General features: G+C 69.2%; 19 protein-coding genes. 7 read left to right on the top strand and 12 right to left on the bottom strand.

Annotated elements, in window-relative coordinates; all coding sequences use genetic code 11:
- Positions 1 to 190: 190 nt before the first annotated feature.
- From murA to purD, 3 genes are all read right to left on the bottom strand, one after another.
- The gene (gene murA / locus Pph01_RS29885) at positions 191 to 1,468 is read right to left on the bottom strand and encodes a UDP-N-acetylglucosamine 1-carboxyvinyltransferase (protein ID WP_204076508.1); all 1,278 of its coding nucleotides are present in this window, start codon (positions 1,466 to 1,468) and stop codon (positions 191 to 193) included.
- Between the two features lie 161 nt (positions 1,469 to 1,629).
- Entirely contained in the window at positions 1,630 to 2,478 is an 849-nt protein-coding gene (locus tag Pph01_RS29880) for a phosphoribosylaminoimidazolesuccinocarboxamide synthase (RefSeq protein WP_204076507.1), read from the bottom strand.
- A 44-nt stretch (positions 2,479 to 2,522) separates the two neighbouring features.
- A complete protein-coding gene (gene purD, locus Pph01_RS29875; RefSeq protein WP_204076506.1) occupies positions 2,523 to 3,764 on the bottom strand; it encodes a phosphoribosylamine--glycine ligase in 1,242 nt (413 codons plus the stop codon).
- A 360-nt stretch (positions 3,765 to 4,124) separates the two neighbouring features.
- On the opposite strand from purD, the gene Pph01_RS29870 reads away from it, so the two are divergent.
- Positions 4,125 to 5,249: a magnesium and cobalt transport protein CorA gene (locus Pph01_RS29870; RefSeq protein WP_204076505.1), complete on the top strand. Its 1,125-nt coding sequence runs from the start codon at positions 4,125 to 4,127 to the stop codon at positions 5,247 to 5,249.
- 40 nt (positions 5,250 to 5,289) lie between these two features.
- Here Pph01_RS29870 and Pph01_RS29865 read toward each other — a convergent pair whose 3' ends face one another.
- The gene (locus tag Pph01_RS29865) at positions 5,290 to 5,901 is read right to left on the bottom strand and encodes a TetR/AcrR family transcriptional regulator (RefSeq protein ID WP_204076504.1); all 612 of its coding nucleotides are present in this window, start codon (positions 5,899 to 5,901) and stop codon (positions 5,290 to 5,292) included.
- A gap of 105 nt (positions 5,902 to 6,006) precedes the next feature.
- Here Pph01_RS29865 and Pph01_RS29860 point away from each other — a divergent pair, with 105 nt between their 5' ends.
- Entirely contained in the window at positions 6,007 to 7,206 is a 1,200-nt protein-coding gene (locus Pph01_RS29860) for a cytochrome P450 (RefSeq protein ID WP_204076503.1), read from the top strand.
- 11 nt (positions 7,207 to 7,217) lie between these two features.
- Positions 7,218 to 7,412, top strand: coding sequence for a ferredoxin (locus tag Pph01_RS29855; RefSeq protein WP_204076502.1), 195 nt, complete (start codon positions 7,218 to 7,220; stop codon positions 7,410 to 7,412).
- A gap of 11 nt (positions 7,413 to 7,423) precedes the next feature.
- Here the strand turns inward: Pph01_RS29855 and Pph01_RS29850 are convergent, their stop codons facing one another.
- The 4 genes from Pph01_RS29850 to fbaA form a co-directional block, all read right to left on the bottom strand.
- Entirely contained in the window at positions 7,424 to 8,350 is a 927-nt protein-coding gene (locus tag Pph01_RS29850) for a glycerophosphodiester phosphodiesterase family protein (RefSeq protein WP_239117116.1), read from the bottom strand.
- Positions 8,351 to 8,450: 100 nt separating this feature from the next.
- On the bottom strand, positions 8,451 to 9,734 hold the full coding sequence (locus Pph01_RS29845; RefSeq protein ID WP_204076500.1) for an adenylosuccinate synthase: 1,284 nt from the start codon (positions 9,732 to 9,734) through the stop codon (positions 8,451 to 8,453).
- A 230-nt stretch (positions 9,735 to 9,964) separates the two neighbouring features.
- Positions 9,965 to 10,387, bottom strand: a complete 423-nt coding sequence (locus tag Pph01_RS29840; RefSeq protein WP_204076499.1) for a DUF3151 domain-containing protein — start codon at positions 10,385 to 10,387, stop codon at positions 9,965 to 9,967.
- Positions 10,388 to 10,498: 111 nt separating this feature from the next.
- Positions 10,499 to 11,521, bottom strand: a complete 1,023-nt coding sequence (gene fbaA, locus Pph01_RS29835) for a class II fructose-bisphosphate aldolase (RefSeq protein WP_204076498.1) — start codon at positions 11,519 to 11,521, stop codon at positions 10,499 to 10,501.
- A gap of 154 nt (positions 11,522 to 11,675) precedes the next feature.
- Between fbaA and Pph01_RS29830 the strand changes: the two genes are divergently transcribed.
- Together Pph01_RS29830 and Pph01_RS29825 are read left to right on the top strand one after the other, a co-directional pair.
- Complete coding sequence (locus Pph01_RS29830; protein ID WP_239117115.1) at positions 11,676 to 12,356, top strand: DedA family protein; 681 nt, start codon at positions 11,676 to 11,678, stop codon at positions 12,354 to 12,356.
- Positions 12,357 to 12,433: 77 nt separating this feature from the next.
- Complete coding sequence (locus Pph01_RS29825; RefSeq protein WP_204076497.1) at positions 12,434 to 12,877, top strand: hypothetical protein; 444 nt, start codon at positions 12,434 to 12,436, stop codon at positions 12,875 to 12,877.
- Here the strand turns inward: Pph01_RS29825 and pyrE are convergent.
- Positions 12,855 to 13,391, bottom strand: coding sequence for an orotate phosphoribosyltransferase (pyrE, locus tag Pph01_RS29820; RefSeq protein WP_204076496.1), 537 nt, complete (start codon positions 13,389 to 13,391; stop codon positions 12,855 to 12,857). The genes Pph01_RS29825 and pyrE overlap by 23 nt on opposite strands.
- 124 nt (positions 13,392 to 13,515) lie before the next feature.
- Here pyrE and Pph01_RS29815 point away from each other — a divergent pair, with 124 nt between their 5' ends.
- Entirely contained in the window at positions 13,516 to 15,951 is a 2,436-nt protein-coding gene (locus tag Pph01_RS29815; RefSeq protein WP_204076495.1) for a sigma-70 family RNA polymerase sigma factor, read from the top strand.
- Positions 15,952 to 16,131: 180 nt separating this feature from the next.
- Positions 16,132 to 17,439, top strand: coding sequence for an NYN domain-containing protein (locus Pph01_RS29810; RefSeq protein WP_204076494.1), 1,308 nt, complete (start codon positions 16,132 to 16,134; stop codon positions 17,437 to 17,439).
- 35 nt (positions 17,440 to 17,474) lie between these two features.
- Here the strand turns inward: Pph01_RS29810 and Pph01_RS29805 are convergent, their stop codons facing one another.
- From Pph01_RS29805 to Pph01_RS29795, 3 genes are all read right to left on the bottom strand, one after another.
- Positions 17,475 to 18,218 carry an SAM-dependent methyltransferase gene (locus tag Pph01_RS29805; protein WP_204076493.1) on the bottom strand — a complete coding sequence of 248 codons (744 nt, stop codon included), beginning with the start codon at positions 18,216 to 18,218 and terminating at the stop codon, positions 17,475 to 17,477.
- 74 nt (positions 18,219 to 18,292) lie between these two features.
- Positions 18,293 to 18,922 (bottom strand): response regulator, encoded by a 630-nt coding sequence (locus Pph01_RS29800; protein WP_204076492.1) that lies wholly within the window; start codon positions 18,920 to 18,922, stop codon positions 18,293 to 18,295.
- A 3-nt stretch (positions 18,923 to 18,925) separates the two neighbouring features.
- The coding region (locus tag Pph01_RS29795) for a hybrid sensor histidine kinase/response regulator (protein ID WP_204076491.1) at positions 18,926 to 21,629 on the bottom strand (2,704 nt) is incomplete at its 5' end.

Here is a 21,629-nt window from a genome sequence, read left to right as displayed (position 1 = left end):
TCTTCCGTGCGTTCGACCAATGTTCGTCCCATCCCACGTGCCCTCGTTGTTGTGGTTCTCTTTGGAACGATCGCTGGTTAAGGCCGTAATGTCACGCCCGGATTTGCCGGAATGCCATTCTGTGAGGGGGCGGCGGTTCCGGTAAATTTAATGTTTCCGCTGGTCGGAGCGGATAATTGGGTTTGTGGACTCAGCCCTCGCTCAAAGGGGAAATTTCCCGTTCCACATCTGCGCCGAGTGCCTGCATACGCTGAGCCAGGTCCGCGTGTCCGCGATCGATGAGATATCCGGAGTCGATCGTCGTCTCTCCGTCGGCCGCGAGGCCGGCCAGAACGAGCGCGATTCCGGACCGCAGATCGTGGGCGGTCACTTCGGTGCCGTGCAACGGCGTGGGTCCGTGGACCACCGCGCGGCTTCCGTCGACCTCGATCCGGGCCCCCATCTTGTTGAGCTCACCCGCGAGCGCGAAGCGCCCGTCGAAGATCCGCTCATGGATGTAGCTGGAGCCCTCCGCGAGGCAGGCGACCGTCATGAGCGGCGACTGGAGGTCGGTCGCGAAGCCCGGGTAGGTGTCGGTGATCACGTTGATCGGCCGGAGGCTCCGGTCGCGCCGGACGTGGAGGACCGCGCCGTCGGTCTCGAACTCGACGCCCATCTGCTCCAGCTTCCACCGGACGACGCCGAGGTGCTCGAGCGAGGCGCCGACGAGGTTCACCTCGCCGCCCGTGATGGCGGCGGCCATCGCGAAGACGCCGGCGTCGAGCCGGTCCGGCATCACGGTGTGCTCGACCGCGGTCAGCTCGTCGACGCCCTCGACCGTGATGAAGCCGGTGCCGCCGCCGCTGATCCTGGCGCCCATGCGGGTGAGCATCCCGATCACGTCGAGGACCTCGGGCTCAAGAGCCGCGTTCTCGATGACCGTGGTGCCCTTGGCGAGCGCCGCGGCCATGATGAGGTTCTCGGTGCCGGTGTGGGAGGGCGTGTCGAGGTAGAGGGAGTGGCCCACAAGCCCGGCGGCCTTGATGTGGATGACGCTCTCGCCCTCGTCCACGATCGCGCCGAGGCGCTTGTAGCCGAGGTAGTGGAAGTCCAGGTTCCTGCTGCCGAGGTTGCAGCCGCCGATTCCCTCGATGACCGCCTCGCCGAGCCGGTGCAGCAGGGCGGGGACGAACAAGACGGAGCCGCGGAACCGTCGCGCGATGTGGGCGGGGAGAACCGGGCTGGTGAGCCGGGAGGCGTCGATCACCAGTGTCCGCTCGGTCTCGTGGAACTCCACTTTGGCGCCGACGGCCTCCGCGAGCTCGACGGCTCTGCGCACGTCCTCGATCACCGGAACGTTGCGCAGCACCGTGCGGCCCTCTGAGGCGAGCAGCGCCGCCCCGATCATGGGCAGTACGGCGTTCTTCGCGCCCTGGATGAAGGCGGTTCCACGCAGTACGTTGCCACCGCGCACGCGGTAACGAACCATGAATGAGACTCCTAATTCGGGGGAAGTGGGGGACCCGCAATATGGCGGCAGCCACGCCGTCGGCCCAGAGTAGCCGCTATCCCGGGCGTTTCGCGGGGGAACAACCCTCCGAGGGCCCTAGATGGAGCTCCATGCTGCTGATGCGGGTGTGACGGGAGTGACTAACTTCTGAAGGCGGATCCGGTCAGCTGTTCGAACGCCTCGACGTAGCGCTGCCGCGTCCGTTCGACGACCTTGTCGGGAAGCGGCGGGGGCGCTTCGCCGGAGTTCCGATCCCAGCCGGATTCGGGGGAGACCAGCCAGTCCCGGACGTACTGCTTGTCGAACGACGGCTGCGGCCGTCCCGGCTCCCAGAGCTCTCGCGGCCAGAACCGGGAGGAGTCCGGCGTCAGGACCTCGTCGCCCAGGGTCAGCACGCCGTCGGCGTCCCAGCCGAGCTCGATCTTGGTGTCGGCCAGGATGATGCCCCGCTCCAGGGCGATCTCGGCGCCGCGGGTGTAGACGTCGAGCGTGATCTGCCGGAGCCGCTCGGCGACCTCCGCTCCCACCTCGCCGACGACCTGGTCATACGTCATCGGTTCGTCGTGCAGGCCCGCCGGGGCCTTGGTCGAGGGGGTGAAGATCGGCTCGGGCAGCCGCGACCCGTTGTCGAGGCCGGGCGGGAGCGGTACGCCGGAGACGGCGCCGGCCGCGCGGTACTCGAGCAGGCCGCCGCCGGTCAGGTAGCCGCGGGCCACGCACTCGACCGGAACCATGTCCAGCCGGCGGCACAACACGCCCCGGCCCGCGAACTCGGCCGGCACGTCCGTCGAGACCACGTGGTTGGGGACGACGTCCTTGAGCTGGTCGAACCACCACAACGACAGGCGCGTCAGTATCTCCCCCTTGTCGGGGATACCGGGTTCGAGCACATGGTCGAACGCGGAGATCCGATCGGAGGCCACCATCAGCAGCAGCCCGTCGTCGGTCTCGTACAGGTCGCGGACCTTGCCGGAGTGGAGGTGTTTCACCGTGCCGAGTTTATTCGGCTCCGCACAGGCGTGAACCGCCCGGGTCAGGACTCGGCCGCGGCCGACAGCGCGATGTCGGACCGGTGGTGGGAACCGCGCAACGAGATCTTCGCGAGCGCCTCGTAGGCCGCCGCACGCGCCCGCGCGACGTCCTCGCCGGTGCCGATCACATTGAGCACCCTGCCGCCGTTCGACACCAGGCGGTCGCCGTCGAAGGCGGTGCCCGCGTGGAGGACGTACGCGTCGGCGTCGTCCAGCGGGAGCCCTTCGATGACGTCGCCCTTCAGCGGGTCGGCCGGATAGTTCTCAGCCGCGATCACCACGGTCACCGCGGCGCCGCCGCGCCAGCGGAGGGGTTCGTGCGCCGCGAGGCCGCCCGTCGCGCAGGCGAGCAGCAGGCCCGCCAGCGGCGTCGCCAGCCGGTCGAGCACGACCTGGGTCTCCGGGTCGCCGAACCGGGCGTTGAACTCGATGACCCGTGGTCCGGCCTTCGTGAGGGCCAGCCCCGCGTACAGGACCCCGGTGTACGGCATGCCGCGCCGGGCGAGTTCGGCGACCGTCGGCCTGACGACCTCGGCCATGACCTGCTCGGTCAGGTCCTCGGGCGCCCAGGGCAGGGGCGTGTAGGCGCCCATGCCGCCGGTGTTCGGACCCTCGTCCCCGTCGTAGGCGCGCTTGAAGTCCTGCGCCGGCTGGAGCGGCACGGCCGTCTGCCCGTCGCACAACGCGAACAGCGACACCTCGGGACCGTCGAGGTATTCCTCCACGACGACCCGCTCGCACGCGCGGGCGTGGGCCAGCGCCTCGTCGCGGTCGCCGGTCACGACGACGCCCTTGCCCGCAGCGAGGCCGTCGTCCTTCACCACGTACGGCGGGCCGAACGCGTCGAGCGCCGCGGCGGCCTCGTCCTCGGTCGTGCAGGTGAACGCCCGTGCGGTGGGGACCCCGGCGGCCACCATGACGTCCTTGGCGAACGCCTTGGAACCCTCGATCGCGGCGGGCTCGCGTGACGGGCCGAAGCAGGGGATGCCCTGCGCCCTGACGGCGTCGGCGACGCCCGCGACCAGCGGTGCCTCCGGTCCGATGACGACCAGGTCGGCCCCCAACCGGACGGCCAGGGCGGAGACGGCCGCCCCGTCCGTGGGCGTCACGGGGTGCAGTGTCGCCACTTCCGCGATCCCGGCGTTGCCGGGGGCGCAGTGGAGCTCTGAGACGGCCGGGTCGAGTCGGAGGGCGCGGCACAGAGCGTGCTCGCGGCCCCCGGATCCGATGACGAGAACGCGCACGTGTTCCATTGTCGCGCCGTTTACAGGGCGCTTGTTCCGCCCGAGTGGGCGCCGTGCCCGATTCACTGGAGGTGTCGGGCGAATTTCACGAGTAGTGCATGATCACACGGGGGGGTTGGGTACGCTCAAAAGGCGGCCATCCCACGTATGTGGTAACTTAGGCGGGCTTCGTCCCCTCTCGTGGCGTTTGGAGGTGGTTCGGGATGAATTCTGGTGATCCCGTCAGTACGTGCTCGCGCACGTGCGACGTGCGCACTCCCGACCACTTCACAACTGAGCCCGAGGGGCAGCTCACGCCTTAATAAGGGGTGACATTACGTCGCGCGTGGAGCGTGCTGACTCGGGCGGGAAGGGACCGCCATGCGCTCTTCGGCTATTTTCCCTCGTATTACCAGGAACGCCCGGGTCATCCCTGCGCGTCTCAGCCCAACCGTGATCAACCCCCCGGAGCAGCTGAGCGGTTCGTGTGTTCCGCCGAGCAAGTCCCTCGTCGAGTTCGGCGCGTACATCGGTGGCAGGAAGGTCACCGTCGACGGCATCGCGGAGGCCGTGAGCCTCGTCCGTGCGCACAACTCCGGCGACTCCCCCTCCGACGCGTACGTGTGGGTCGGCCTGCACGAGCCTGCGGCGCCTGAGGTCGAATGGCTGGCCGACGTCTTCGGCCTGCACCCCCTGGCGGTCGAGGACGCGATCAAGGCGCACCAGCGGCCCAAGGTCGAGCGGTACGGCGACTCCCTGTTCGTCGTGCTCAAGACCGTTGCCTTCCTCGATCACGAGGTGCTGACCGCGACCAGCGAGATCATCGGCACCGGCGAGATCATGATCTTCGTTGGCCCCGACTTCGTCGTGACCGTACGGCACGGCAGGCACTGTCCCCTTGTCGACGTCCGGGAGAAGCTCGAGGACAAGCCGAAGCTGCTTGGCCGCGGGCCCACCGGTGTGCTGCACGCCATCGCCGACCACGTCGTCGACAAGTACCTCCAGGTCGCCGACCTCATGCAGGCCGAGCTCGAAGAGGTCGAGGCGGCCGTCTTCGCCGAGGTCAGCTCTCGCGACATCAACCGCATCTACCAGCTCAAGCGGGAGATGCTCGAGCTCAAGCGGGCCGTCGGCCCCCTGCAGACTCCGTTCAACGCCCTCCCCCAGCGCCGCATGATCCCGTCGGAGATGCGGGAGTACTTCCGCGACGTCGGCGACCACCTGTCCCGTGTGTGCGAGCAGGTTCAGGCGTCGAACGAGCTGTCGGACTCCATCCTGCAGGCCGCGCTGGCGCGCTCGAACGCGCTCGCCAACGAGGACATGCGGAAGATCTCCTCCTGGGTCGCGATCATCTCGGTCCCCACGATGATCGCGGGCATCTACGGGATGAACTTCGATCACATGCCCGAACTGCGGGCCGCCTACGGCTATCCCGTGGTGATCGCGGTCATGGTGGTCGCCTGCACGCTGCTGCACAGAGCCTTCCGCCGCAACGGCTGGCTCTGACCAACCTCGGCCCCGGCCTTTTCGCGCAGGGGTAGGGGGGTCAGCCGATTGATCCCAGGCCGCGGATCGCGATCTCCATGGCGCGCCGGCCCGTGGCCCAGACCTGCTCGGGTGTCTCGCCGCGCTCCATGCTGAACGTCGTGGCCAGGTAGGCCGCGCCCATGAGGGACCCGATGGCGGCGGCGGCCTCGACGGGGTCGATCTCGTCGGCGTAGGCGTGGTGGAGCGCGTCGGCCAGGCGCCGCTGCGTCTCGAACAGCAGGTCCAGCCCGCGCGCCCGAAGCGCCGGCGCCGTCATGATCAGCTGGCGGCGGGCGGGGGTCAGTTCCACCGTCAGATCGGCGTCGGTGACCGCGTCGAGGCTGTGGCCGACGACGCGCAGCAGGAGGTCGACGACGGTCTCCGCCGGCCTGCGGTCGGCGATCACCTTCAGGGCGGCCTCGACCCGGGCCTCGCCGTCGAAGAAGACGACGTCCTCCTTGCTGGTGAAGTAGCTGAAGAACGTCCTCGTCGAGACGTCCGCCGCCGCGGTTATCTCCGCGATCGTCGTCTCCTCGTAGCCCTTCTCCTCGAACAGGCGCAGCGCCGCCTCGATCAGCGCTCGCCGGGTGCGTAGCTTCTTGCGCACCCGCAAGCCCACCACATCGCCCATAACTTGAACTTTACGACATTCAAATCATATTTGCATCCATTGCAAATTTACACCGAATGATGCTAGGTGTGGAGGTGACGCTGACAAGCTGACAAGGAGCGAGTCATGACAGAGGCGACACCCGGTCTCATGACGTACACGACTGCTCGTGAGCGCCCCTTCGACCCGCCCGACGCCCTGACCCGGGCCCGTGAGGAGACGCCGATCCACCGCATGATCTATGCGGACGGCCATGAGGGTTGGCTCATCACGGGGTACGCCCTGGCCCGCGCCGTGCTCGCCCATCCTGGTTTCAGCACCCGCCCCGAGTTCCTCCATCCCCCGATCCAGCAGCGGCTGATCAACCTTCAGGAGATCCGGATGCAGCCCGGCTTCTTCCTCCGGATGGATCCCCCCGAGCACACCCGGTTCCGGCGGTTGCTGACCGGCCAGTTCACGGTGCGCAGGATGAAGCAGCTCGAGCCCCGGATCGCGCAGATCACCCAGGACCGCCTGGACGCCATGGAACGCGAGGGCGGTCCCGTCGACCTCGTGCAGGCCTTCGCCCTCCCCATCCCCTCGCTGGTGATCTGCGAGCTGCTCGGTGTGCCGTACGAGGACAGGGACAGGTTCCACCGCGACTCCGCCGTGATGCTGAGCCTGCACTCGACGCCGGAGCAGATCCGCACGGCGATCGACGACCTGCTGGACTACCTGCGCGCCCTCGTCAAGCACAAGCATGCGGAGCCCTCGGACGACCTGCTCGGCGGCCTGGTGGCCGGTGGCGAGCTGAACGACGAGGAGCTCGCCGGGGTCGGGCTGCTGCTGCTCGTCGCCGGACACGAGACCACAGCCAACATGCTGGCCCTCGGGACGTTCGCGCTGCTGACCAACCCCAAGCAGCTGGCGGCGGTGCGGGACGACCCCGACGTGGTGGAGGGCGCGGTCGAGGAACTGCTGCGCTATCTCACCATCATCCACATCGGCCCGATGAGGACGGCGCTGGAGGACATCGATCTCGACGGCCACCTGATCAAGGCGAAAGAGGTGGTGACGATCGCGGCCGCCGTGGCCAACCGGGACCCGGAGCGGTTCGGGGAGTCCGAGACGCTCGACGTCAGCCGGTCCGCCCACGGCCACCTCACGTTCGGGCACGGTGTGCACCAGTGCCTGGGTCAGCAACTCGCCAGGGCCGAGATGCGCATCGCCTACCCGGCGCTGCTCCGGCGCTTCCCGGAGCTGCGCCTCGCCGTGCCGGCCGAGGAGGTCCCGATGCGCTCGGACATGTCGATCTACGGGGTGCACCGCCTGCCGGTCACCTGGTAGGAGGGAGAGCGATGAAGATCAAGGCGGACACCGGCGTCTGCGTCGGGGCGGGCATGTGCGCCCTGACCGTGCCGGAGGTCTTCGATCAGAGCGAGGACGACGGGACGGTGGTCGTGCTCGAGCCCGATCCCCCCGCGTCCCGCGAGGCGGCGGTCCGCCGCGCGGTCAAGCTCTGCCCGTCCGGGGCGCTCTCGATCGAGGAGTGACGCCGGATATGTCAGGCGTCGACGTGCCGGAGCGGGCGGACCGGCTCCGGCAGCGGGAGGTTGCGCGCCTTCCATAGCAGGCGCATGCGATCGGGGTAGTCGGTGACGATCGCGGACGCACCCATGTCGATCAGGTGGGACGCCTCCTCAGGGTCGTTGACCGTCCAGACGGCGACCGGCATGCCGCGCAGGGACGCCCCGGCCATGAGGGACTCGTCGACGAGCACCCGATCGGGCGACAACGTCGTCGCCCCCACCTCGGCGGCGGCCGCCGGGATGTCGCCGTCGAAGTCGGCGAGGTCGAGCCCGTTCATCCACTCGGGGCTCATCGTCACCCGCTCGATCAGCGCGTACCGCTGGTCGATCAGATGCTCGGCGGCCTTCAGGATGCGCCAGTCGAAGCTGAGCATGGACGCCCGGGAGAGCTTGTCGTGCTTGTCGAGCTCCTTCACGACCGTTTCCGCGAACTCGACCGGGTCGGCCGACAGATCCGGGCGCGTCGGATTGGACTTCAGCTCCACGTTGAGCCGCACCTTGTCCGCTCCGAGGGCGCCGATCAGCCCGAGCACCGCGCCCAGCGTGGGCATCCGGGTGTCCGGCAGCGGCACCTGCGTGAGGGCGAACACGTCGTCGGGACGCTGCGGCAGCCGTACGCCGACGTCGAGGGTGCGCAGTTGCGCCAGCGTCAGCGAGTTGATCGGCTTCCCCACGTAGGGGAACATCTCGTCGTCCGGCGTGGCCATCCCGGTGTCGGCGCTGGTCACGGGAGAGACGAGCAGATCGTGGGTGAGCACGAGCTGCCCGTCGGCCGACATCGCCACGTCGAACTCCAACGCGTCGACACCCAGCTCCAGCGCGAACGCGAGACCGGGAAGCGTGTTCTCGGGCCTCAGCCCGCGCGCTCCCCGGTGACCATGTAGTTCAACGTATCCGTGCACAACGGCGTACCTTACTGTCTCCGCCGCCTCGCCCCGGGCATCTTCCGGGCCTCGGCGCGCATGCCCGCAAACCATCCCGTACGGCACATGCCTGCGGAAATCACAGCAGAGATCGGATCTGCAGGGTCTGCGTGCGCCCCGGGCCGACGCCGATCGCGGAGATCGGCGCGCCGCTCATCTCCTCCAGCGCCCGGACGTAGGACTGGGCGTTGGGCGGCAGGTCGTCGAAGGTCTTGGCGCTGGTGATGTCCTCCTGCCAGCCGGGCAGCTCCTCGTAGATCGGCGTGGCGTGGTGGAACTCGGTCTGCGTCATCGGGATCTCGTCGTGGCGCACGCCGTTCACGTCGTAGGCGACGCACACGGGGATCCGCTCGAGGCCGGACAGCACGTCGAGCTTCGTCAGGAAGAAGTCGGTCACGCCGTTGATCCGGGTGGCGTACCGCGCGATGACGGCGTCGAACCAGCCGCAGCGGCGGTTGCGGCCGGTGGTCACGCCGTACTCGCCGCCGGTCTGCCGCAGCCACTCGCCCTGCTCGTCGAGCAGCTCGGTGGGGAACGGCCCGGAGCCGACCCGGGTGGTGTACGCCTTGAGGATGCCGATCACCCGGGTGAGCCGGTTCGGCGGGATGCCGGAGCCCGCGCACGCGCCACCCGACGTGGGGGAGCTCGACGTGACGAACGGGTAGGTGCCGTGGTCGATGTCGAGCAGCGTGCCCTGGCCGCCCTCGAGCAGCACGACCTTGCCCTCGTCGAGCGCCTTGCCCAGGATCAGCGAGGTGTCGGCGATGTGGGGCCGCAGCCGTTCGGCGTAGCCCAGGTACTCGTCGAGGACCTTGGTCGCCTCGAGCCCACGGCGGTTGTAGATCTTGGTGAGGATCTGGTTCTTCTCCGTGAGGGCGGCCTCGATCTTCTGGCTGAGGATGCCGGGGTCGAGCAGGTCCTGCACCCGCACGCCCACGCGGTAGATCTTGTCTCCGTAGGCGGGCCCGATGCCCCGGCCGGTCGTGCCGATCTTGGCCTTGCCCAGGAACCGCTCGCTGACCTTGTCGATCGCCTTGTGGTGGGGCATGATCAGGTGCGCGTTCGCGGAGATCAGCAGGCGGCCGCAGTCGATCCCCCGGGCCGCCAGCCCGTCGATCTCGGACAGCAGCACACCGGGGTCGATGACGACGCCGTTGCCGATGACCGGCACGACGTCAGGGGAGAGCACACCCGTAGGCAGCAGGTGCAGCGCGTATTTCTGATCCCCGATCACCACCGTGTGACCCGCGTTGTTTCCCCCTTGGTAGCGGACCACGTAGTCGACGTCTCCGCCGAGCAGGTCGGTGGCCTTTCCCTTACCCTCATCGCCCCACTGGGCACCCACGAGAACGACAGCCGGCATGGTCTTACTCCTGCGACAAAACGAAAACCCTTGGCGCAAGCGCGACAAGGGCCTCTTGCAAACAGAGACTACCTGAGCATTCCGATTTAGGGGATCTCCGGCGCCGCCGAGTCGTGCGGGCCGTCACAGGAGTCTTCAGGAATCCCCGGGTGCCGAATGTCACACGATCGCGGAGGAACCGCCCCCCGCCGTACGACGGGAGGCGGTCGATGCCGGGGAACCGGCGGAGGTCACCGGGATCCGGCGAGCGCCTCCGTGGCGGTGGCGCTGCTGTCACGCAGGAACTGGGCGCAGCGCTCCGCCTCGTCCTTCTCGCCGATGGCCTGGGCGGCGCGGGCGAGGGCGTTCAGGCAGCGCAGGAAACCCCTGTTCGGCTCGTGCTCCCAGGGAATGGGGCCGTGGCCCTTCCATCCGGCCCGGCGCAGCTGGTCGAGTCCCCGGTGGTAGCCGGTGCGCGCGAACGCGTACGAGGTCACCGCGTGCCCGGCGGTGAAGAACTCGTCCGCCAGGTCGGCCCAGGCCGCCGAGTAGGTGGGGAAGCGCGCGGCCACGTCGGCCGCCTTGGCGCCTGCCTCGAGCATCTCCCGTGCCTCGGCGTTGTCCTGCAGCAGGGTGGGCGGCGGACCGCCAAGGAGGTTCTCGTGCGTTTCCATGGACACAGTCTTACCTGTGTCAGACCGAAAGAGTAATGATCGGTCATGCGAAAACGGGAGATCGATATGTCTGCGATCTCCCGTTCCCGGTTGACCTCGGACTACTTGGGACTACTTGAGCTTCGTGCCCGCCGACTTGAGCTGCGCGCAGGCGTCGGCGACCCGCTGGGCCATCCCGGCCTCGGCGGCCTTGCCGTACACGCGGGGGTCGTAGGCCTTCTTGTTGCCGACCTCGCCGTCGACCTTGAGCACGCCGTCGTAGTTCTTGAACATGTGGTCGGCGATCGGCCGGGTGAAGGCATACTGGGTGTCGGTGTCGATGTTCATCTTCACGACGCCGTAGGAGATGGCCTCCTGGATCTCCTCGACCGCCGAGCCGGAGCCGCCGTGGAAGACCAGCGCGAACGGCTTGTCCTTGCCGTACTTGGCGCCGACGGCGTCCTGTATCTCCTTGAGCACGCTCGGGCGGAGCTTCACGTGGCCGGGCTTGTAGACGCCGTGGACGTTGCCGAAGGTGGCGGCAACGAGGTAACGGCCGCGCTCACCCAGCCCCAGGGCCTCGGCGAGGGCGAGCCCGTCCTCGGGAGTGCTGTAGAGCTTCTCGTTGATCTCGCCGACGACGCCGTCCTCCTCGCCGCCGACGACGCCGATCTCGACCTCGAGGATCACATGCGCCTCGCGGGTCTTGTCGATGAGCTCGGAGGCGATGGCGATGTTCTCCTCGAGCGGTACGGCGGAGCCGTCCCACATGTGGGACTGGTACAGGGGCTCCTCGCCGCGGGCCACGCGCTCACGGGAGATCTCGAGCAGCGGGCGGACGAACCCGTCCAGCTTGTCCTTCGGGCAGTGGTCGGTGTGCAGGCCGACCGTGACGGGGTACTTCGCGGCGACAACACGGGCGAACTCGGCGAACGCCGTCGCACCGGTCACCATGTCCTTGACGGTCGTGCCGGAAAGGAACTCGGCGCCTCCCGTCGACACCTGGATGATCCCGTCGCTCTCCGCCTCCGCGAAGCCCCGAAGCGCCGCGTGCAACGTCTGCGACGAGGTCACATTGATCGCCGGATACGCGAAGCCGCCCGCTTTGGCGCGGTCGAACATCTCGGCGTAGACCTCTGGAGTCGCGATAGGCATCGAAGTCATCTCCTTCTGGACGGGTCAACGGTGGCCAGTATCCCCAAGGCCATGCCCATCAGGGAAGCGCCGAAGTTCAAGGTCATTCCACAACACGGCTCACGGGGCCGTCGCTTCTCAGTCTCATCTCATAAGGGACAGGTAGGCTCACACCGTGGATGTGCTCTTGGAACTTCTTGACCCCAAGTGGTGGCTGGGCATGCTCGGCCCTCTGGCCACGGTCGGCGTTATTGCCATCATATTTGCCGAAACAGGCCTGCTTGTCGGATTCTTCCTGCCTGGCGACTCGCTGCTCGTCGCCGCGGGAATCTTCAGCACCGCCGCCGCGGCCCAGGGGCTCGGCATTGCACCGCTATCGCTGCCGACGTTGCTGATTTTCACGCCGGTCGCCGCCGTCGCTGGTGCGCAATTCGGACATTTCCTTGGAGGCAGGTTCGGCCGCAAGCTGTTCGACAAGCCTGATTCCCGGCTGTTCAAGAAGGAGCACGTCGACAAGGCCGAGCATTACTTCGAAAAGTTCGGCCCCGCCAAGGCGGTCGTCGCCGCACGTTTCATGCCGATCGTCCGCACGTTCATGAACCCGGTGGCGGGCGTCCTGGAGATGAACCCGCGCCGGTTCTTCGTCTGGAACGTCGTGGGCGGCGTGGTCTGGGTCGAGCTGCTGCTGCTCCTCGGATACTTCCTGGGCGCCAAGGTCGAGAACATCGACAAGTACATCCTGCCGGGCGTCCTCGTCATCATCGTCCTGTCGCTGATCCCCATCGTGCGGGAGGTCATCAAGAGCCGCAGGGCGGTCGTCCCCGAGCCCAAGGGCCGTCACCACGCCGGGCGGTGAAACACATTCACACCCGCTGGGTCGGCCGCGAGCGATGACCCCGTCCCGTAGCCCGGTTACCCACTAGTCTCCAAAGTGTGGGACGCCACCGGTCTGACCCGCTGGGCATCGCCAGGCTCGCGCTAATCGTCCTGGCGGTCGTAGTGCTGTTGGCGCTGATAGGAGTGGGTGCGAAGGCGCTGATCTCCTCGCTCAGCTCCGAAGACCTTCCCGCTCCCGGCACGCCCGCCGCTACGAGTGCTCCGCCGACCTCGCAACAGCCGTCGGCGGAGAAGGTGCCCACCGTCCAGGTGGTCTGCCAGGCCGATCTCTGTCCGGTCTTCGTGCGGGTGCCGGGCGGGGACGTCCTCATCGACCGCGACCTGGCCCGGGGCGAGCAGGCCTCGTACTTCAACCCCGAACTCGACGTGGTCCTGGGCGACGCCGGGACGGTGCAGGTGTTCGAGAACGGCACCGCCCGGCCCGCGGGTCAGCAGGGTGAACGCGAGGCGTTCAAGGTCACGAGAGCCCCAGATCAGTGAGGGTGTAGGCCGACCGGTACGGCAGGCCGGTCGCGGCCAGGTTCTCGTCGCCGCCGCGGTGCACGATCGTGGCGATCCCCACGACCTCGGCTCCCGCCTCCCGGAGCGCCTCCACCGCCGTCAGAACCGACGAGCCGGTCGTCGTCGTGTCCTCGACCGCGAGCACCCGCCGGCCCGCGACGTCCGGGCCCTCGATCCGGCGCTGCAGGCCGTGCGCCTTGCCCTCCTTCCGCACGACGAACGCGTCGAGCACGCGGCCGCGGGCCGCCGCGGCGTGCAACATCGCCGTCGCCACCGGGTCGGCTCCGAGCGTGAGGCCGCCGACCGCCTCGTAGCCGAGGTCCTCGGTCAGCTCGAGCATCACCCGGCCCACGAGAGGGGCCGCCACGGCGTCGAGCGTGATCCGGCGCAGGTCCACGTACCAGTCGGCCTCCCGGCCTGAGGACAGCACGACCCGTCCGTGCACGACCCCCTTGTTCTTGATCTCGTCCAGCAGCTGTTCACGGTCACTCATGGTGCACAGCGTACGGCCGGTTCCTCAGGGGCCGTCTGGTCAGGTAAAGGCGGGTGCGCGGTTTAGCCACGACACTCGCTGCGGAATGAATGGCGTTGCTACTCAACGTAATCGTGAGGTCGCAATGCGTAGAACGGACCGGCAAGCCGATGTGGAACTGCTGGAGGCGGTCAGGGGAGGAAACGCCCCGGCCTACGGCACGCTGTACGAGCGTCACGCCGTCGCCGCGCGATCGCTCGCCTGTCAGTTCATCCAGGGCGACGAGGAGGTCGAGGACGTCCTCGTCGAGACCTTCGCGGGGATCCTCGACCTGGTCAGAGCCGGTGAGGGGCCGGTCTTCGCGTTCCGGCCCTACCTGCTCATGGCGGTGCGCCGTTTCGCCGCCATCGGCGTGGTCGACCTGACCGACCCCGACGCCGTCTACGTCGATCCCGAGCTGACCGGGCTGGAACGGGCGGTGCTCGCCAGGGCGTTCTTCTCGTTGCCCGAGCGCTGGCGGATGGTCTTGTGGCACGCCGACGTCGAGAGCGCCAGGCCCGGTGACATCGCCCCGATGCTCGGCATGTCCGCAGGCGGTGTCATGGCGCTCGCCGACCGTGCCCGTGAGGGCCTTCGCCAGGCGTACCTGCAGTTGCACCGGGAGGGCGGCCCGCGCGAGGAATGCGGCCCGATCCTGTCGAACATCGTCAGTTACGCCGAGGGCGGCCTGCACAGGCGTGAGGCCCAGGTGGTGGACGAGCACGTCGCCGAGTGCATCGACTGCCGTGCGGTCTTCCTCGAGCTGGCGGACATGCCGCAGGGCCTGAGAGTGATCGTCGGCCAGCTCGTCGCCGGCCCGCACATCGACGGTTATCTCTCCGAGCTCAAAAGGGTGGGGGAGACCACGAGCAGTCCCGCACTAGGGGCTGCCGCGGCGCTCAGGCGCGTGCCGGTCTCACGCAGGGTCCTCGCCGTGGGTGTGGCCGCGACGATGGCCGCCGCGGCGGTCATCCTGATCTCCGAGCCGCTCTCCGACGAAACGCCGGCGCCCCGCCATCCGGAGGCGAACGGCCGCCCCACACCCCCGATGCCCGCCGTCAGTGCGACAGCCGCCGGCACCCCGACGCCCGCCGCCCCCTCGGGGAAGTCCCCGTCATCGGCTCCCCGGACGACGCCTTCGCCGCGGAATGATCCCGCGGGCCAGGCCCCGGTGGTGCGGCCGTCCTCGCAGGTCCCCCAGCCGTCCTCCCAGGCCCCGCGGTCGCCGGAGGCCGGCGGGCGCGCGCCGGACGCGGTACGGCCCTCGCGGCTGTCCGCGCCCGTCGCGAGGCGGCCGGCCGACCGGCATCGTCCGGAGCCGCAGGACTCGACGCTGGCGGCGAGCATCGACCCGCTCGGCTCGCTGGTGCGGGCGCGGCCCGGCATCGTGGGAGTGCGGTTGCGCAACACCGGCCGGACGGAGACCCCGAATCTGCGGGCCGCGGTCACTCTGCCCCAGGGAGTCGCCCTCACAGCGGGCGCCGCGCCGGGGGCAGCCGACGGCTCCGTCGGCACGATGGACGGCTGGGCCTGCCGTACGGAGGGGAGGGTCGTGACCTGCTCCCGCGGCGCGCTGGCCTCCGGCGCGGCGACCACCGTCTTCCTCCGCGTGAGCGTCGCAGCCCACGCGCCCATGGGGGGCGGGCTTGCTCTGCGGGTGAGGTCGGGCGGCCAGGTCGTGTCGGCGAGGTCCACCACCGGCGTCCGCGCCTCGGGTGCCACGGCCCGCTTCGCCGCCGACGGACGGGTCACCACCCGGGCCGTGGGCAACACCCTGCTGAGCTCCGCACCTGTGGGGACGACCTGCGAGATGCGACCCGCGCGGCCGGTCGCCCGGAGGCTCGTGGTGCCGGTGGACCTCGACACGGACCCCACGACCCGAAGCTCCAGCTGCGCCAGGCTCGACCTGCCCGCGGGCGGCCAGGTGTTGTGGGCCGGTCTCTACTGGTCCGCCACCGGGCGCGGCGCGGCGCCTGTGAGCTCCGTGCGGGTGAGGCCGCCCGGGGCCGCCTCCTACACGTGGGTCCACGCGACCGAGGTCGCCGGCAGCGACCTGCCCATCCGGCACGGCTACCAGGCGTTCACCGACGTGACCTCGATGGTCCAAGGGGCCGGCGGCGGGCGATGGTGGGTGGCGGACCCGTCGATGCGCTGGGGCGCGTCCCAGCGGGCAGGCTGGAGCCTGGTCGTGATGGTCTCCGACGAGAGCCGGCCGTACAGCAGGGCGGCGGTGCTGGACACGGCCGCCGTCGTCGGTCGTGGCGGAGGTCCTCTGACGGTGCCGCTCGCGGGGCTCGCCCCGGCGGCCGTCCCGGCCCGGATCGACGTCGTGGTGTGGAAGCCCGACGGAGCTGAGGACGGCTCGATGACGCTGGCCGACCGCGCGTCCCCCACGGGCGGCGGCGCGGCCGGCGAGATGCGCGGAGTCGTCGTGGAGACGCTTCACACCGTCCTCGGAAGGCGTGCCGTGCTTCGCCTGAAAGCCAGGGAGAACAGCCTTCTCTTCGGGGTCGTGGCGGTCAGCGCACGCTCATGGTCCTAACCGATTGGCTGGAAGGAAATAGACGGACAAACTGGTACGGTCTCCGTGAACACTCCCACCCCAGGGCGCGGGCCCACAAGATCCCCATCGTGCGCGCGCGGGCCGAATCGTCGGGATTCCCCCTCGGACGATCACCCGTTTCATTACCCTGGGAAAACCATGGAGGAAGGGCGGTGTCACGTGGATCGGTGTGCGCTGTTCGTCGACGCCGGCTATCTGCTGGCCGACGGCGCGATGGCCGTGCACGGGACCCGTCATCGTGAGGCCGTCTCCTGGGACTTCCCCGGCCTTTTGCAACTCTTGACCAACCTCTCGCGAGAGCGCACCGGGCTGCCGATGTTGCGCTGCTACTGGTACGAGGCGACGGTCGAGGGCCGCAGAACCCCTGAGCACGACGTGCTGGCCGACATCCCGGGCCTCAAGCTCCGTCTCGGCCGCATCCGGCCGGGCCGGCGTGAGGGCGTCGACGCCCAGGTGCACCGCGACCTCATGACGCTGGCCCGCAACAACGCGGTCTGCGACGCGGTGGTGGTCAGCGGCGACGAGGATCTCGCCCAGGTGGTCAGCGACGCCCAGGACCTCGGCATCCGGGTGACGGTCGTGCACATCGCGGCCGACGGCAGCTGGGCGGTCTCCCGCACGCTCCGTCAGGAGTGCGACGACCTCATCGAGGTCGGGTCGGGGCATCTCCGTCCGTACGTCAGCCTTCTCGCCGGTGCCGATTCCGGTCATTCGACGGGGAACGGTCAGCTTCCCCAGCCTTCGCCGAACGGCCAGTCACGGGCCAACGGCGTCGTGCCCCTCGTCAACGGTTCGCCGGGTGCCGGCGTGGTGCCGCTGGCGAACGGTTCACCGGGAGGGAGCCGGTCGTCCAACGCCGCCCACGCGCGGCCCTCGCAGCCCTCCCAGCCTGCTCTCCCGGCACCGCCGCCGCCTTCCCCGCAGCCTGCCTACACGCAGTACGCGCCCGAGCCTCAGCCTGCGCCGCCGCCTCCGCAGCCCACGCCGCCTCCGCCCGTTGTGCAGCAGCCCGCCACGCCCCCGCCTCAGCCGCCCGTGACCCAGGCGCCGCCGCCCTCCGCGCCTCCGGTGTCCAACCCGTATTCGGTGAACACGGGGAACACCGGGAGCTACCCGTCGGGTGCGGGCTCGTACTCTTCCGGCACGGGAGGTTATGCGGCGCCGCTCGGGCCGTACACCGGTCCGCAGCCCGCTCCCGTGCCGATGCAAAGTGCGGGCACCACGACGCTCGCCGAGGCGGTCAAGGCCGCGCACAAGGAGGGGCACGACTTCGGCGACTCGGTCGCCCGGGACGCGCCCGCGCTGTGGTTGGAGGCTGTGCTCGCCCGCAAGCCGAGGATGCCCTCGGATCTCGAGGCACGCCTGTTGCAGGGCTCGTCGTTGCCCATCGACTTCCTGCTGCACGACGAGGTCCGCCATGCCCTGCGCCGGGGCTTCTGGGATGCCCTGGAGCGAGCGCGGCGCTGAGCTGGACTGACGACCTGAGCTGGATGTGCTGAGGTTCAGTCGGTGCGGCGGAGCAGGAGCGTGACGAACCCGAGGACGCCGCGGTAGCCGTTCAGCCACATGTCACGGTGGTCGAGCGCGGCCGCCAGGGCGGCGTCGCCGTCGGGGCCGGGATGGTCGAGGGCCCAGCGGGTCAGGCTGCCGGTCCAGGACCACTCGTACTCGTCCCATTCGGCGAGTTCGCTGGTGTGCCCGTAGACGACGCGGAAACCGGCGTCCTCCATGCGCGCGACGGTTCCCGGCAGGTCGGCGTATTCGTCGGGGGTCGCGTCGAGCAGGGTGAGCAGTGACGGCGCCGGAGGCGCCTCCCAGAACCCCTCCCCGATCAGCGCGAGGCCGCCGGGCCGCAGGAACCGCCGGACGCCCTCCATGGTCGCGGTGAGCCCGCCGAACGCGTGCGTGGATCCGACGCACAGGACGAGGTCGTACGGCTCGGCGGCGAGGAACTCGGCCGCCGGCTTCTCGTGCAGACGGATCCGGTCGGCGAGCCCTCCGCCCTCGGCGTTCCTCGCGGCGGCCTCCAGAGCCGATGAGGAGACGTCCACCCCGTCGGCCGTCGCACCGGGGAAGAGCTCGAGCGCCCGCAACGTCCAGGCGGCCTGACCGCAGCCGAGGTCGAGGATGCGCGCACCGGTCCCGAGTTTGCTCAGAGCGAGGAGGCGGTCGAGGTGGGGTTCGCTCACCGGCGCGGCGACGGGGTGGTCGAGATGCGCGATGGCGCTGATCGTCTGACGGTCCATGGGTCCACCCTGTTGGGCCTGCCTCACGCCTGTCCACCGGTTAAACCGTGCGCCGATCGCCTGGCGGGCGCCGTTCAGGTGAGGGCGTCGAATCCGGCCCGCAGGTGGGCGACGCGGTCCGAGAGGCTGGAGAGCGAGTCGTCCATGGCCGTGTCGGCGGTCTTGTGGGCGAGGTCGCGGGCCCGTGCGAGTTCCTCTTCGACGGCGGCGACCCGCCTCGACAGTTCGGGCAGGACGGCGGCCTGGTCGGCCGCGCTTCCCGACAACTCGCTCGACAGCCGTTCGCGCAGCAGCGCCGCCTGCTCGGCGAGCCGCCGGTTCATGTTGTAGAGCTCCACGAACACGGCGACCTTCGCCCGCAACACCCAGGGGTCGAACGGCTTGGTGAGATAGTCGACCGCGCCGGCGGCGTACCCCCGGAAGGCGTAGTCGGGCGCGCTGTCCACCACGGTCAGGAAGATGATCGGGATGTTGCGCGTGCGCTCCCGCCGCTTGATGTGGGCGGCGGTCTCGAAGCCGTCCATGCCGGGCATGCGCACGTCGAGGAGGATGAGCGCGAACTCGGTGGCCAGCAGGGCCTTCAGCGCCTCCTCTCCGGATCTGGCCCGGATGGGCAGCAGGTCCAGCGAGCTGAGGATCGCCTCGAGCGCGATCAGATTCTCCTCTCGGTCGTCGACGAGGAGGACCTTTGCGCGGTCAGCCATCGATCACGCACCTTCACGGGAGTCGGGCAGTTCGGAGCCGGAGGCGTATTCCTGGGTCTCCGCGGTCACGACGCGTCCCCGGATGAGCCAGCCGCGGAGGCGCTCGAGGAGACGGTCGACGTCGACGGGCTTGGGCACGTAGTCGGAGGCGCCGGAGGCGATGCTCTTCTCCCGGTCGCCGCGCATGACCTTGGCGGTCAGCGCGATGATCGGCAGGTCGGCGAACTGCGGCATCTTCCTGATCGCCGACGTGGTGGCCCAGCCGTCCATCTCCGGCATCATGATGTCCATCAGCACCAGGGCCACGTCCTCGTTGCGCTCGAGCTGTTCGATGCCTTCGCGTCCGTTCTCCGCGTAGACCACGACCGAGCCGTGCCGTTCGAGGACGCTGGTGAGTGCGAAGACGTTGCGGATGTCGTCGTCGACGATGAGGATCTTGGCGCCGGTGAGCGGATCCTCGCCCTGCCACTCCTGGCCCTCCGCGAGCGGTTCGAGGTGGGACAGCGGCATGTCGGTCGGCAACGGGATCTCCGGGAGGATGTCCTCGTCGTCGATCGGGCGCTCCAGGGCCCTCCTCGGGCCTCCGACGGACCCGGTGGTCATCGCGCCGCCGTCACGGGCGGCCAGCGGCCCCGAGTAGGCCATCGGCAGGTACAGGGTGAAGATGCTGCCCTTGCTCGGCGTGCTGTCCACGTGGATCTCGCCGCCGAGGAGCCGGGCGATCTCCCGGCAGATCGACAGGCCCAGGCCGGTGCCGCCGTACTTGCGGCTGGTGGTGCCGTCGGCCTGCCGGAAGGCCTCGAAGATGACCTCCAGCTTGTCCGGCGCGATGCCGATGCCGGTGTCCACGACCTTGAAGGCGAGGATGTTGTCCGAGCCCTTCAGCGTGTCGTCGACGAAGGGCACGTTCGGCGACGCGTGGGTGACCTCCAGCCGCACCTCGCCCTTCGGCGTGAACTTGACCGCGTTCGAGAGCAGGTTGCGCAGCACCTGCTGCATGCGCTGCTCGTCGGTGCGCAGTTCGTTCGGCACGGTGGGATCGACCTCGACCGCGAACGCGAGTCCCTTGTCCTGTGCCAGAGGCGCGAACGTCGCCTCCATGTAGTCGACGAGCCTGGACAACGACAGCTGCTGCGGGTGGATGTCCATCCGGCCCGCCTCGACCTTCGACAGGTCGAGGATGTCGTTGATCAGCTGGAGCAGGGCGGAGCCCGCACTGTGGATCGTCCGGGCGAACTCGACCTGCTGCGGGGTCAGGTTGCCCTCGGCGTTCTCGGTCAGCAGCTTGGCGAGCACGAGCAGGCTGTTCAGCGGCGTGCGCAGCTCGTGGGACATGTTGGCGAGGAACTCGGACTTGTAGCGCGAGGACACCGCCAGCTGCTCGGCGCGCTCCTCCAGCGTGCGCCGGGCCTGCTCGATCTGGAAGTTCTGGATCTCGATCGCGCGGTTCTGCTTGGCCAGCAGCGCCGCCTTGTCCTCCAGTTCGGCGTTGGACCTGCGCAGCTCCTCCTGCTGGCGCTGGAGCTCGTCCGAGCGCTCCTGCAGCTCGGTGGCCAGGCGCTGCGACTCCTTGAGCAGGTCTTCCGTACGGGAGTTGGCGATGATCGTGTTGATCGTGACGCCGATGGTCTCCACGAGCTGGGTCAGGAACGCCAGGTGGACCTCGTTGAACTTGTTGAACGAGGCCATCTCCAGCACGCCGAGGACCTGGTTCTCGAACAGGATCGGCAGGACCACGATCTGCGCGGGGTTGGCGCTGCTCAGCCCCGTCTCGATGGTGATGTACTCGGCCGGGACGTTCTCCAGGATGATCTGCCGGGCCTCCAGCGCGGCCTGCCCGACGATGCCCTCGCCCAGTGCGAACCGCTGCCGCGGGCTCGATCCCGGCTGGATGCCGTACCCCGCGATGAGGCTCAGCTGGCCGTTGACGACCAGGTAGCAGGCGCCGTGGCTGGCCGTGACCAGGGGCGTCAGTTCGCTCATGATCAGCCGGGAGACCTCGATGAGGTCGCGGTGGCCCTGCATGAGGCGGGAGATCCGGACGAGGTTGGACTTCAGCCAGTCCTGTTCCTCGTTGGCCTTCGTGGTGTCGCGCAGCGTCGACACCATGGTGTTGATGTTGTCCTTGAGCTGGGCGAGCTCACCCGGCGCCTCCACGGAGACCGACCTCGTGTGGTCGCCCCTCGCGACGGCGCTGGTGACCTCGGCGATCGCGCGGACCTGGGTGGTGAGGTTGCCGGCCAGCTCGTTGACGCTCTCGGTGAGCCGCTTCCAGGTGCCCTCCACGCCCTCGACTCGGGCCTGGCCGCCGAGCTGGCCCTCGGAGCCGACCTCGCGGGCGACTCGGGTGACCTCGGAGGCGAAGGACGACAGCTGGTCGACCATGGTGTTGATCGTGGTCTTGAGGACCAGGATCTCGCCCTGGGCGTCCACGTCGATCTTGCGGGTGAGGTCGCCGTTGGCGACGGCGGTCGTGACCTCGCCGATGTTGCGGACCTGGAAGGTCAGGTTGGTGGTCATCGAGTTGACGTTGTCGGTGAGGTCCTTCCAGACGCCGGAGACGCCGCGGACCCGGGCCTGGCCGCCGAGGCGGCCTTCGGTGCCGACCTCGCGGGCGACTCGGGTGACCTCGTCGGCGAAGGCGGACAGCTGGTCCACCATGGTGTTCATGGTGTCCTTGAGCTGCTGGATCTCGCCCTGGGCGTCC

This window comes from Planotetraspora phitsanulokensis (assembly GCF_016863295.1).
Lineage (GTDB): Bacteria > Actinomycetota > Actinomycetes > Streptosporangiales > Streptosporangiaceae > Planotetraspora > Planotetraspora phitsanulokensis.
This window is presented reverse-complemented; position numbering and strand designations above follow the sequence as displayed.